Here is a 12865-nt window from a genome sequence, read left to right as displayed (position 1 = left end):
TGGAAATGAAGAACATTGCTCATGCGAGGCGCAATACGCATACCGCCGCCGGTCGTTCGGCGGCGGGGTTCACGCTGGTTGAGTTGATGATCGTGGTGGCGGTGATTGCGATTCTTTCTGCCATCGTCTATCCCAACTACAGGGAATACGTGGTCAAGGCGCGACGTACCGCTGTTGCGGGCTGTCTGCAGCAGCATGCGCAGACGATGGAGCGCTTCTATACGACCAACCTGAGTTATGTTGGCGCGCCAGCTCCACGCTGCGAAACGGAGTTGGGCAAGTACTACGCGGTCGGCTTCCAGGGCGGTGATCCAACCGCCCGCGCCTTCATCCTGCAGGCGGTACCAACATCGAGCCAGAAGGATCCAAAGTGCGGCACCTTGTCGGTCAATGCTCAGGGCGTTCGCACCAAGAGTGGTTCTGCGACAGTTGCTGATTGCTGGTGAGTTTGGTTTCGCCTTGAGAAGCCCGCCGGAGACGGCGGGCTTTTCGTTTGTGTGCGGCGCGTTGAGCTGCCCCGGGAAAGGCTGCTCGCCTTGCAGTGTCTGGTTCAGCAGGCACCAAAAACACAAAAGCCCGCCTTTCGGCGAGCTTTTGTGTTTTTAAATCTGGCGCCCGAAGTTGGACTCGAACCAACGACCCCCTGATTAACAGTCAAGTGCTCTAACCGGCTGAGCTATTCGGGCGGGGAGGCGCATTCTACTTGGCATACGGGCTTGGCGCAACACCTGTGTTCACATTGCAGCGCTGGTTGTGTCCAGGTTTTTCGCTGCGTACACGGCCTGCATTGTTGACGATGACCCTCGCGTGCATTGTCCCAGTGTGGCTGCAGATCGACAGCGTCATGTTGGACCCAGCGCTGCGTCCGTCGACCAGGTAGCGGACACTGCTGCGCCCAGGGCTGCCCAGTACCAGAAGTGTTGCCGCTGTGGGTTGCGCTGTGAACCGGAGAATGTCGGAGCCCTTGTCGGGGCGCCCATTGCCATCGGAATCCATGAACACCAGCCAGCCTGCGCTCCAGTCCGATGCATTGGCGCACTGCTGGCCAGTTGATGAAGGGCAGAGCACCGTGTTTTTGCGCCGCCAGATGGCGCTGCTACGTGCAAGGTGCAGGTGCGCGACCAGTGCATGCTGGGTGGCCAGGGCGCGCTGTCGCAGCAGCAGCGTGTTGAGCGCTGGCACCGCAACCGAGGCCAGCGTTCCAATCACGACCGCGCAGACCAGCGCCTCGATAAGCGTGAAGCCTTCCATTGGCAAAAGGGCTGCTGGGCGATGGTGTGCTTGCTGCGATTGCATGGGCAGGAAGTTGGGTGCGGAATGCAGGGTTCCAGTCTTTGCGAAATCCCGGCTGCGGCGGACTCGCCGCAATCCTTGCCTGAACATCGGGTTAGCCCATGCACGGGCGTCTGCCCTGTGCTCGCTATACTCACCAGTCCACTCCGGTCAGCGCCCGCCATGTCCGACAGCTTTCAGCTCGTATCGCCGTACTCGCCCTCCGGCGACCAGCCGGCCGCCATCGAAAAGCTGGTGGCCAACTTCGAGGCGGGCATTGCCAAGCAGACCCTGCTGGGTGTGACCGGCTCGGGCAAGACCTATACCATTGCCAATGTGATTCAACAGGTGCAGCGGCCAACCCTGGTGATGGCACCGAACAAGACCCTGGCGGCGCAGTTGTACGGCGAGTTCAAGGCATTCTTCCCGAACAACGCGGTCGAGTACTTTGTCAGCTATTACGATTACTACCAGCCCGAGGCCTATGTGCCGTCGTCGGATACCTTCATCGAGAAGGACAGTTCGATCAACGAGCACATCGAGCAGATGCGTCTGGCGGCGACCAAGACCTTGCTGTCGCGGCCGGATGCGATCGTGGTGGCGACGGTATCGGCCATCTATGGTCTGGGTGCGCCGGAAGACTATCTGTCGCTGCGCCTGATCCTGTCCAAGGGCGAGCGCATTGATCAGCGTGACCTGATCAAGCACCTGACCCAGCTTCAGTACACCCGCAACGAGTACGAGCTGCAGCGCGGTACTTTCCGCGTGCGCGGTGAGGTGATCGATGTGTTCCCGGCCGAGCTGGACAGCGAGGCACTGCGCATCGAGTTGTTCGATGGCGATATCGAGCAGCTGAGCATGTTCGATCCGCTTACTGGCGAAAGCCTGCGCAAGATGCAGCGCTACACCATCTATCCGAAGACCCACTACGCCACCACGCGTGAGCGCGTGCTCGCGGCAGTGGAGACCATCAAGGTCGAACTGAAGGAGCGGCTGGAGCAGCTGTATGCGCAGAACAAGCTGGTCGAAGCGCAGCGCCTGGCGCAGCGCACCCAGTACGATCTGGAAATGATGGCCGAAGTCGGCTATTGCAACGGCATCGAGAACTACTCGCGCCACCTTACCGGCAAGGCGGCCGGCGATCCGCCGCCGACCCTGTTCGATTACCTGCCGCCTGATGCATTGCTGGTCATCGACGAATCGCATGTGACCATTCCGCAGATCGGTGCCATGTACAAAGGCGACCGTTCACGCAAGGAGACGCTGGTCGAGTTCGGCTTCCGTCTGCCGTCGGCGCTGGACAACCGGCCGCTGCGTTTCGAGGAATGGGAGGCGCGCTCACCGCGTGCCATCTATGTGTCGGCAACGCCGGGGCCCTACGAGCTGCGCGAATCCGGTGATGACATCACCGAGTTGGTGGTACGCCCGACCGGCCTGATCGATCCGCAGGTGGAGATCCGCCCGGTCGGCACCCAGGTCGACGACCTGATGTCGCAGGCCAATGAGCGCATCAAGATGGGTGACCGCGTACTGGTTACCACGCTGACCAAGCGCATGGCCGAGAATCTCACCGAATACCTGGGGGAGCACGGCATCCGCGTGCGCTACCTGCACTCGGATGTGGATACGGTGGAGCGCGTCGAGATCATTCGCGATCTGCGCCTGGGCAAGTTTGACGTGCTGGTCGGCATCAATTTGCTGCGTGAAGGCCTGGACATGCCCGAGGTGTCGCTGGTCGCGATCCTTGACGCGGACAAGGAGGGCTTCCTGCGTTCAACCGGCTCGCTGATCCAGACCATCGGCCGCGCCGCACGTAACGTGCGCGGCAAGGCCATCCTGTATGCCGACAAGATCACCCGCTCGATGCAGGCGGCCATCGACGAGACCGATCGTCGCCGGCAGAAGCAGGTGGAGTACAACGAGGCGCACGGCATCGTGCCGCAGTCGGTGGTGCGGCCCATCGTTGACATCCTCGAGGGTGCGCACGAGGAAAGTTCGCCCAAGTCCAGCGCCAAGGGCAAGGGGCGTCGCGTGGCCGAGCCAGAGAGCGACTACCTGCCGCTGGAACCGGCCAAGCTCGCTGCGCGTCTCAAGGAGCTGGAGCAGACGATGTACCAGCACGCGCGCGATCTGGAGTTCGAGGATGCCGCACGCATACGCGACCAGATTCACCGTCTGAAAGAGGCGAATCTGGGCTGAACTGGCCCAGGGTGAAATTTTTCTCGAAAACGGTTGTTCTTCGTGAAGAGCAGGGTTAAGATACGCGCCCTCGCAGCGAAGAAATTGTTGCTGAGACGGGCGGTTAGCTCAGCGGTAGAGCACTACCTTGACATGGTAGGGGTCACAGGTTCGAACCCTGTACCGCCCACCACTTCTTCGGGAAGTGGCCACAAAAGCCCGGCACCGGCCGGGTTTTTTGTTTACTGGTGATTGTATGCGTTGCGGCTCGGTTGGTTCAGCCTTCGCAGCGGAAAATAGCTTCAAAACGGGCGGTTAGCTCAGCGGTAGAGCACTACCTTGACATGGTAGGGGTCACAGGTTCGAACCCTGTACCGCCCACCACTTGAAACCCGGCGCAGCGGTTTCGGTGGAATCACTTGAAGAGCGAATCAGGCCTATGGGCCTCGCATTTCGCCTCGTCTGCCCGGAGGCTTCCGTGGCAATCCGGATTTAGTTGCTGATGGTCATGGCTGGGCGGTCTTGCTTGGCTTCGTGCTGCATTGGTTCCACCTGCCTTCGCTCGCGACAGCGCCTTCATCAGCGGGGCGGGACTATCCGCTTGTTCTGTGCAATAGGCCTCTGCTGGCACCCTCTGCGTCGGTAGTGGCCGGTTCACATGTGTCAGCCGGATGTCTGATGGAATCGCCGCCTATCCTTGAGGTGATGTGATGTTGAACCGTAGGCAATTTCTTGCGCAGCTCTCCGTTGGCCTTGGCGCGGCGGCATCCATCAAGCGTGGCTTGTGCGCACCGTTGGATGCAGCAGCCGGGCAGGGCTGGCGCTTGCCGGCGGAGGAGGTGCCGCAGGATCGTGTATTTCTGGCCTATGCCGCATCCAAGGCTGTCTGGCGTGACTGGGCCGCCCCGGTGAACAGGACTGTCGCACTTCTGGCGCGCACAATTTCCCGCTATCAGCCGGTCACCATTCTGTGCCGCCAAGCGCAGGAGGCTGAGGCTCGGCATGCCTGCGGCAATACCAATATCCGCTACATGCCGATGCCGCTCGATGACATCTGGGTGCGCGATTACGGTGGTTGTTTTGTGCTCGGGCGCGATGCGCAGCTCGGGCTGGTTGATTTCAATTTCAACGGCTGGGGGCGCAAGCAGGCCTTCGCTGGCGATACCGCTGTGGCGAAGACACTGAGCGCAGACCTGCAGGCGCGCTATATGCGCAGTCGGCTCACCGGTGAAGGTGGTGGCATCGAGGTGGACGGTGATGGCACGGCGATCATGACCGAGAGTTGCTGGGTCAATGACAACCGCAATCCGGGTATGAGTCGTGCACAGATCGAGGAAGAGCTGAAGTCGCTGCTTGGCCTGCGCAAGATCATCTGGCTGCCGGGAATCAAGGGGCGCGATATCACCGATGCCCATGTCGATTTCTATGCGCGATTCGCGGAGCCGGGCGTCGTCATCGCCAACCTCGACAATGATCCTGACTCCTATGATTTCGCGGTCACCCGTCGCCATCTGGAGATCCTCAAGGCGGCTACCGATGCGGCGGGGCGACGCCTGCAGGTGCACACGCTGTCGCCGCCCGATGCGCCGCGTGACAACCTCTACACGCGGGAGGCTGACTACGCTGCTGGCTACATCAACTTCCTGCCGATCAACGGTGCAGTCATCGCGCCCGAGTTCGGCGATGCCGGGGCTGATGCGCGCTGCAGGGACTTGCTCAAGTCGCTCTATCCGGGCCGGGAGATCGTCCAGATCAATATCGACCCGATCGCCGCCGGTGGCGGTGGCATTCACTGTGTGAGCAAGAATCTTCCGGTTTTCGGTGGGGGTGCGCGCTAGCTGGGTGCGGCTGCGACTAGTGGCGGCAGTGGCTGCGCCCAGTTGCTGGTGTTGTCCGGCGGTTACGCGAGGAAGCCGGGATTTCCGCAGAGGGTGCCTGCTTCAGCATTGATTTCATTGAATTTGTGCCGGGTTTGGATGCCGCCAAAGCGTCAGGTCCAGTGGGTGAAGGCTTGCTCCCGGGTGTGCCGTTGCCGGCCAGTCAATGCGCTGCACTCGCTCTGCTGTGGTTTGGTCGCGGGCATCAAGTGCGCGCTGGAGCGGCCTCGCAGCAGGTTTCCCCCGATTGGTTTAATATCTCCATAACAACCCCTTCGGCAATCAAGGTGGCCCGCGCGAAACGCCGGCCGAGCGTGTGACATGAGCACTACCATCGCCCACTGCTGAACCCCGCCACCGCCCTGTTGCAGGCGCCGTCGTGGCGCTTTTTTATTGCCCAGAATTCCGTGAATCCCGTGAAATCGCGCCTGTTGGCGTTGTTTCCAGCCCGCCCGGCGGGCCGTGACCTTTGGTGAACCCCATGATCAACATCACTCTCCCAGACGGCAGCGTCCGTCAGTTCGAAAACCCGGTCAGCGTCATGGACGTTGCCCAGTCCATTGGTGCAGGCCTGGCCAAGGCCACCATTGCCGGCGCCGTGGACGGCGTGCAGGTTGATGCCGGCGACGTGATCGATCACGACGCTTCGCTGCGCATCATCACCGCCAAGGACGAGGAGGGCGTGGAGATCATCCGCCACTCCTGCGCCCACCTGGTCGGCCATGCGGTGAAGCAGCTGTACCCGGAGGCCAAGATGGTGATCGGTCCGGTCATCGCCGAAGGCTTCTACTACGACATCTACAACGAGCGCCCGTTCACGCCGGAAGACATGGCGGCGATCGAGAAGCGCATGGGCGAGCTGATCGCCCAGGACTACGACGTGATCAAGAAGGTCACGCCGCGCGCGGAAGTGGTCGAAATCTTCAAGGCGCGTGGCGAGGACTACAAGCTGCGCCTGATCGAAGACATGTCCGATGACGTCACCGCGATGGGCATGTACTACCACCAGGAATACGTGGACATGTGCCGCGGTCCGCACGTGCCGAACACGCGCTTCCTGAAGTCCTTCAAGCTGATGCGCATCTCCGGTGCGTACTGGCGTGGCGATGCCAAGAACGAGCAGCTGCAGCGTATCTACGGTACTGCCTGGGCTGACAAGAAGCAGCTTGAGGCCTATATCAAGCGCATCGAAGAAGCTGAAATGCGCGACCACCGCCGCATCGGCAAGCAGCAGGATCTGTTCCATCTGCAGGAAGAGGCGCCGGGCTTGGTGTTCTGGCACCCGAAGGGCTGGTCGATCTGGCAGGTCGTCGAGCAGTACATGCGCAACGTCTATCGCGAGAGTGGTTACGGCGAAGTGCGTTGCCCGCAGATCCTCGACGTGAGCCTGTGGAAGAAGTCTGGTCACTGGGACAACTACCAGGACAACATGTTCTTCACCGAATCGGAGAAGCGCACCTATGCGCTGAAGCCGATGAACTGCCCGGGTCACGTGCAGTTGTTCAACCAGGGCCTGCACAGCTACCGCGACCTGCCGATCCGCTACGGCGAGTTCGGTGCCTGCCATCGCAACGAGCCGTCCGGCGCGCTGCACGGCATCCTGCGCGTGCGCGGCTTCACCCAGGACGATGGCCACATCTTCTGCACCGAGAGCCAGGTCGAGGCCGAAGTGACGGCCTTCCACCAGCAGGCGCTGGCGGTGTACAAGGCGTTCGGTTTCGAGGAAATCCAGATCAAGATCGCGCTGCGTCCGGAATCGCGTCTGGGCGACGACGAGACCTGGGACAAGGCCGAGGGCGCGCTGCGCACCGCGCTGTCCAGCTGCGGCGTGGAATGGCAGGAGCTGCCGGGCGAGGGCGCGTTCTATGGCCCGAAGATCGAGTACCACCTGAAGGATGCCATCGGCCGTACCTGGCAGCTGGGCACCATGCAGGTCGACTTCATGATGCCGGGCCGCCTCGGTGCTGAATACGTGGACGAGAACAGCCAGAAGCGCCATCCGGTGATGCTGCACCGGGCCATTGTTGGCTCGATGGAGCGTTTCCTGGGCATTCTGATCGAGCAGCACGCCGGTTCGTTCCCGACCTGGCTGGCACCGGTGCAGGTGATGGTGGCCAATATCACCGATGCCCAGGCCGATTACGTCGAGGAAGTTCGCAAAAGCCTTGCAAATCAAGGCTTCCGGGTTGACGCCGATTTGCGCAACGAGAAGATCGGCTATAAGATTCGCGAGCATACGCTGCAGCGCGTACCGTACCTGCTGGTCATTGGTGACCGCGAGAAGGAAAACGGGGCCGTGGCCGTGCGCACGCGGTCCGGTGAAGACCTTGGTTCGATGTCGGTTCAGGCCTTCGTCGAACGGCTGCAGGCAGAATTGAAACATTGAAGTAAGTAGGGCCCCGGCCCCGGCGGACACTCCGCAGGGCCGGTACTAATCCACTTGGAGATTGCAATATCAGTATCCCTGACAACAAACAGAACCGCCGTAATCAGGAAATCCGGGTGCCGCGCGTACGCGTGATCGGCAGTGACGGTGAAATGATTGGCGTGTTGTCGCGCGACGAAGCGCTGTCCATGGCCGAAGACGAAGGCCTGGACCTGGTTGAAATCCAGCCGCAGGCCGATCCGCCGGTCTGCAAGATCATGGATTTCGGCAAGTTCAAGTTCGAAGCGCAAAAGAAGGCCAACGAGGCCAAGAAGAAGACCAAGCAGGTCGAGATCAAGGAAGTGAAGTTCCGTCCGGTCACGGACGAGGGCGACTACCAGATCAAGCTGCGCAAGATGCGCGGTTTCCTCGAAGAGGGCGACAAGATCAAGGTCAACATCCGCTTCCGTGGCCGCGAAATGAGCCATCAGGAACTGGGTCGCGAAATGGCCAACCGGATCGAGGCTGATCTGGGTGAGGACATCGTGATCGAGTCCCGTCCGCGCCTGGAAGGCCGGCAGATGGTCATGATGATCGCGCCGAAGAAGAAGTAAGCCGCTGGCCCTCGGGCCTGCTGCTTAGCTGAACAGGGAGGGGCTTCGGCTACCTCCCTGTTTGCATGCCTGTTCAGCCATTTTTGGTGCCAGCCTGCTTGCTGTTTGCAAGTGGCTGGTGCGCAAGGCATAATGGGCGGCCCGGTTCGCCGGGTTTGTTGTTTGCTGTACCCAGGACCTGCCTGCCTCCAATGGGAGTGTGGGCTTTAAACAGACAAGGGCAGGGACGGAAAGTGTGGGTAAAACCACCGCCCAGTCAGTGAAAAGAGACCATCAAGGACATAGCAATGCCCAAGATCAAGACCAACCGGGCGGCGGCCAAGCGTTTCCGCAAGACCGCCTCCGGCAAGTACAAGTGCGGTCACGCCAACCGTAGCCACATCCTCACGAAGAAAGCGACCAAGCGGAAGCGTAACCTGCGTCAGACGAATCACGTCCGCGCAGAAGACGCAGGCCGTCTGGACCGTATGCTTCCCTACCTCTGAGGACTGAACCATGGCACGAGTAAAGCGTGGTGTGCAGGCGCGCCGCCGCCACAAGAAAGTATTGGATCTCGCCAAGGGCTATTACAACGCCCGTCGCAAGGTCTTCCGCGTTGCCAAGCAGGCAGTCATCAAGGCACAGCAGTACGCCTACATTGGCCGTAAGCAGAAGAAGCGCAATTTCCGTTCGCTGTGGATCACCCGCATCAATGCGGCTGCCCGCATCAACGGCCTGAGCTACAGCCGTTTCATGAACGGCCTGCTGAAGGCTGGTATCACCCTGGACCGTAAGGTGCTGGCTGATATCGCCGTGCACGACGCAGCCGGTTTTGCCGCTCTGGCAGAAAAGGCCAAGGGCGCACTGGCGGCATAAGTTCTTCCTGCAGCAGTTGTAGCGTTCACGCGCAGCGGCTGTGGTGAGACAATGCATGGGGAAGGGCGCAAGTCCTTCCCCATTCTTTTTTGTGCTGGTTGCCGCTGCCGATGGTTGCGCGGCGGTCAGCCACTGGTGGCGACGGGGGTCGGCCCGGCGCGTACCGCGTAGGCAAGCCGGCCAGAGGTTTCGTCGATCCCATGAGTGACATCCAATCCTTGACCGCGCAGGCGCTGGCCGATGTGGCCGCGGCGCAGAGCCCGGAAACGCTGGAAAACCTGCGTGTTTCGCTGTTGGGCAAGAGCGGCAGCATCACTGCCCAGCTCAAGCAGCTTGGCGCATTGCCGGCCGACGAGCGCAAGGCAGCGGGCGAGGCGATCAACATCGCGCGCGACGCCGTGTCCTCCGCGTTGGGTGAGCGCAAGACGCTGCTGGAAAACGCCGCGCTGGATGCACGCCTGGCTTCTGAAAGCATCGATGTCACCCTGCCAGGCCGTCATGGCGAACGCGGCGGCCTGCATCCGGTCACGCGCACCCTGGAGCGCATTACCGAAATCTTCGCCCGCCTCGGTTACGAACTGTCCGAAGGCCCGGAAATCGAAGACGACTGGCACAACTTCGAGGCGCTGAACTTCCCGCCGCACCACCCGGCGCGCGCCATGCACGACACCTTCTACTTCGGCGATGGCCGCCTGCTGCGCACGCATACCTCCGGTGTGCAGGTGCGCTACATGGGCGACCACAAGCCGCCGCTGCGCATGATCGCGGCCGGCAAGGTGTACCGCAGCGACAGCGACCAGACCCATTCGCCGATGTTCCATCAGGTCGAAGGCCTGCTGGTGGACGAACACTCCAATTTCGCCGACCTCAAGGGCACCCTGTCCGAGTTCGTGCGCGCCTTCTTCGAGCGTGATTTCGAAATGCGTTTCCGCCCGAGCTACTTCCCGTTCGTGGAGCCGGGTGCGGAAGTGGACATCGCCTGGCAGCAGCCCGATGGCAGCACCCGCTGGCTGGAAGTGCTGGGCTGCGGCATGGTCCATCCGAACGTGTTGAAGTCGGTGGGCATCGATCCGGAGCGCTACACCGGCTTCGCCTTCGGCCTGGGCGTGGAGCGTTTCGCGATGCTGCGTTATGGCGTCAACGACCTGCGCGCCTTCTTCGAAAACGACGTCCGCTTCCTCAAGCAGTTCGCCTAAGGCGAACTGTGTAGTGCCGAGCCACGCTCGGCAGCTCCTGAACGTTGACCAGCCCCAGGCGCAAAGCGCTGGGCATCAACAAAAGAAACCGCAACGGGAGGCTAGCCTCCCATCAAGGTAAACACATGAAATTCTCTGAAAGCTGGCTGCGCAGCCACGTACCGACCACCGCCTCGCGTGACGAACTCAGTGCCGTGCTGACCGCCATCGGTCTGGAAGTTGAAGAAGTCACCGCGTTGGGCGCAGGCCTGGACAACGTGGTGGTCGCGCGCATCGTCGAAGCGACCCGCCATCCGGAAGCTGACCGTCTGCAGATCTGCAGCGTCGACGCCGGCCAGGCTGAGTTGCTGCAGATTGTCTGCGGCGCACCGAATGCGCGTCCGGGTCTGGTCGCGCCGCTGGCGATGGTTGGCGCGCAGATCGGCGAGCTGAAGATCAAGCCGGCCAAGCTGCGCGGCGTCGAATCCAACGGCATGCTGTGCTCGGCCAAGGAGCTGGGCCTGGACAACGACGCTTCCGGCCTGCTGGAACTGCCGGACGACGCACCGGTCGGCACCACGCTGGTTGAGTACCTCGGCCTGCCGGATTCCAGCATCGAGATCAAGCTGACCCCGAACCGCGCCGATTGCTTCAGCGTGCGTGGTATCGCCTTTGACGTAGCCGCTGCTACCCGCAGCGAAGTGAAGCCGTTCGCCGCCGATGCCGTGCCGGCTCAGGGCACGCGTGAACTGCGCATCCAGCTCGATGCCGGTGCCGAAGCACCGCGCTACCTCGGCCGTGTGATCGAAGGCGTCAATGCGGCCGCGACCACGCCGCTGTGGATGGCCGAACGCCTGCGCCGTAGCGGCGTGCGCCCGGTGTCGCTGCTGGTCGACATCACCCAGTACGTGATGCTGGAACTCGGTCAGCCGATGCATGCCTACGACCTTGATACGCTGAAGGGGCCGATTGCCGTGCGTCGCTCGCGCGCCGGTGAAAGCCTCAAGCTGCTCGACGGCCGCGACGCCGCGCTGGATGACAGCTTCCTGGTGGTGACCGATGCCGATCATCCGGTTGGCCTGGCTGGTCTGATGGGCGGCTTCGATACCCGCGTCACCGATGCGACCAGCAAGGTCTTCCTGGAGGCTGCGCACTTCGCCCCGGCAGCAATCATGGGTCGCGGTCGCAAGCTCGGCCTGCATACCGATGCCGGTCACCGCTTCGAGCGTGGCGTCGATCCGCAGCTGCCGCGTACCGCCATCGAATACGCCACCAAGCTGGTGCTCGACCTGGCTGGCGGCACGCCGGCACCGGTCACCGAAGCCGTGCGTGAAGCCGACCTGCCGGTCGCCGCCAGGATCCTGCTGCGTCGCGCCCGTATCGTGCGCGTGCTCGGCATCCAGATTGAAGACGCCGAAGTCGAGCGCATCCTGCGCGCGCTTGGCATGCAGGTCGAGGCTGTGGCCGATGGCTGGAACGTTACCGGCCCAAGCCGTCGTTTCGACATCGCCATCGAAGAAGACCTGATCGAGGAGCTGGCCCGCATCCACGGCTACGAATCCATCCCGACCACCTTGCCGGGCGGCGCTGCGCGCATCGCCATGCCCAGCGAAACCCGTCTGGATGACCTCAGCGTGCGCCGCCAGTTGGTGGCCCGCGAAATGCTGGAAACCATCAACTTCGCCTTCGTCGATGCCGAGCTGCTGAAGCAGTGGCAGCAGGACGAAGGTCTGGTTGCGCTGGCCAACCCGCTGTCGGCCGAGCTGGCGGTGATGCGACCGCTGCTGCTGCCCGGTCTGGTGGCAACGCTGGGTCGCAACGTCGCTCGTCAGGCTGGGCGCGTGCGTCTGTTCGAAATCGGCCGCGTGTTCGCCGCGCAGGCCGGCGAGGGCAAGCCTGCGCCGAAGGAAACCGTGCGCGTTGCAGCTGCCGTATGCGGTGATGCCGCCACCCTGCAGTGGGGCGAAAAGGCGCGCAAGGTCGATTTCCATGACCTCAAGGGTGATCTGGAATCGCTGGCTGCAGCCTCTGGCGCCACGCTGGAATTCCGTGCCTCGCAGCGCCCGTATGCGCACCCGGCCCGCTCGGCGGACATCTGGCGCGACGGCGAATGCATCGGCTGGATCGGCCAACTGCACCCGCGCCTGACCAAGGCCATGGAAGTGGATGCAGATGTCTACGCTTTCGAGCTGGATCTGGCGCCGCTGGCTGCGCGTTCGCTGCCGCGTTCCAGCGAGTTGTCGCGTTTCCCGGCCGTGCGTCGCGATCTGGCCGTGGTCGTAGCTGAATCGGTCAGCTGGGCTGAGCTGTCGGCAACCATCCGGGCTGCTGCTGGCGAACTGCTGCGTGAAGTGGCGCTGTTTGACCGTTATGTCGGCCAAGGCGTCGAGCCGGGTTTCAAGAGTTTGGCTATGGGCTTGATTTTGCAGGACAAGTCGCGCACATTGACGGACCGTGACGTGGAAGCCGTAGTCACCGACGTGGTGACGGCGATTGATCATGGGCACGGCGCAAAGATCCGTGGCTGAG

At 62.2% G+C, this 12865-nt stretch carries 10 protein-coding genes and 3 tRNA genes; 11 read left to right on the top strand and 2 right to left on the bottom strand.

Annotation, left to right across the window (positions count from 1 at the left end; genetic code table 11):
• Positions 1–5: 5 nt before the first annotated feature.
• A complete protein-coding gene (locus ACVOLV_RS09285) occupies positions 6–446 on the top strand; it encodes a type IV pilin protein (RefSeq protein ID WP_481554128.1) in 441 nt (146 codons plus the stop codon).
• 163 nt (positions 447–609) lie between these two features.
• Here ACVOLV_RS09285 and ACVOLV_RS09280 read toward each other — a convergent pair.
• Both ACVOLV_RS09280 and ACVOLV_RS09275 read right to left on the bottom strand, forming a co-directional pair.
• A tRNA-Asn gene (locus ACVOLV_RS09280) sits at positions 610–686 on the bottom strand.
• Positions 687–699: 13 nt separating this feature from the next.
• Complete coding sequence (locus ACVOLV_RS09275) at positions 700–1251, bottom strand: GspH/FimT family pseudopilin (protein ID WP_481554127.1); 552 nt, start codon at positions 1249–1251, stop codon at positions 700–702.
• A 204-nt stretch (positions 1252–1455) separates the two neighbouring features.
• Here ACVOLV_RS09275 and uvrB point away from each other — a divergent pair, with 204 nt between their 5' ends.
• The 10 genes from uvrB (at position 1456) to pheT (ending at position 12864) form a co-directional block, all read left to right on the top strand.
• Positions 1456–3471, top strand: a complete 2016-nt coding sequence (gene uvrB, locus ACVOLV_RS09270) for an excinuclease ABC subunit UvrB (RefSeq protein ID WP_481554126.1) — start codon at positions 1456–1458, stop codon at positions 3469–3471.
• A gap of 97 nt (positions 3472–3568) precedes the next feature.
• Positions 3569–3643: transfer RNA gene (locus ACVOLV_RS09265), tRNA-Val, on the top strand.
• Between the two features lie 116 nt (positions 3644–3759).
• Positions 3760–3834, top strand: a tRNA-Val gene (locus ACVOLV_RS09260).
• Positions 3835–4160: 326 nt separating this feature from the next.
• On the top strand, positions 4161–5288 hold the full coding sequence (locus ACVOLV_RS09255) for an agmatine deiminase family protein (protein ID WP_481554125.1): 1128 nt from the start codon (positions 4161–4163) through the stop codon (positions 5286–5288).
• Between the two features lie 520 nt (positions 5289–5808).
• Complete coding sequence (thrS, locus tag ACVOLV_RS09250) at positions 5809–7713, top strand: threonine--tRNA ligase (RefSeq protein WP_481554124.1); 1905 nt, start codon at positions 5809–5811, stop codon at positions 7711–7713.
• Between the two features lie 68 nt (positions 7714–7781).
• Positions 7782–8306: a translation initiation factor IF-3 gene (gene infC / locus ACVOLV_RS09245; protein WP_313319538.1), complete on the top strand. Its 525-nt coding sequence runs from the start codon at positions 7782–7784 to the stop codon at positions 8304–8306.
• Between the two features lie 287 nt (positions 8307–8593).
• The gene (gene rpmI / locus ACVOLV_RS09240) at positions 8594–8791 is read left to right on the top strand and encodes a 50S ribosomal protein L35 (protein ID WP_002811096.1); all 198 of its coding nucleotides are present in this window, start codon (positions 8594–8596) and stop codon (positions 8789–8791) included.
• A gap of 10 nt (positions 8792–8801) precedes the next feature.
• Positions 8802–9161 carry a 50S ribosomal protein L20 gene (gene rplT / locus ACVOLV_RS09235; protein ID WP_054657697.1) on the top strand — a complete coding sequence of 120 codons (360 nt, stop codon included), beginning with the start codon at positions 8802–8804 and terminating at the stop codon, positions 9159–9161.
• 200 nt (positions 9162–9361) lie between these two features.
• Positions 9362–10357 carry a phenylalanine--tRNA ligase subunit alpha gene (gene pheS, locus ACVOLV_RS09230; RefSeq protein WP_296253773.1) on the top strand — a complete coding sequence of 332 codons (996 nt, stop codon included), beginning with the start codon at positions 9362–9364 and terminating at the stop codon, positions 10355–10357.
• Between the two features lie 125 nt (positions 10358–10482).
• Positions 10483–12864, top strand: coding sequence for a phenylalanine--tRNA ligase subunit beta (pheT, locus tag ACVOLV_RS09225; RefSeq protein WP_481554123.1), 2382 nt, complete (start codon positions 10483–10485; stop codon positions 12862–12864).
• Position 12865 lies beyond the last annotated feature (1 nt).

The sequence above is a fragment of the Stenotrophomonas sp. STEN023 genome, from assembly GCF_056760135.1.
The sequence above is the reverse complement of the archived record's forward strand: the minus strand, read 5'-3'. Positions and strand labels throughout refer to the sequence as shown.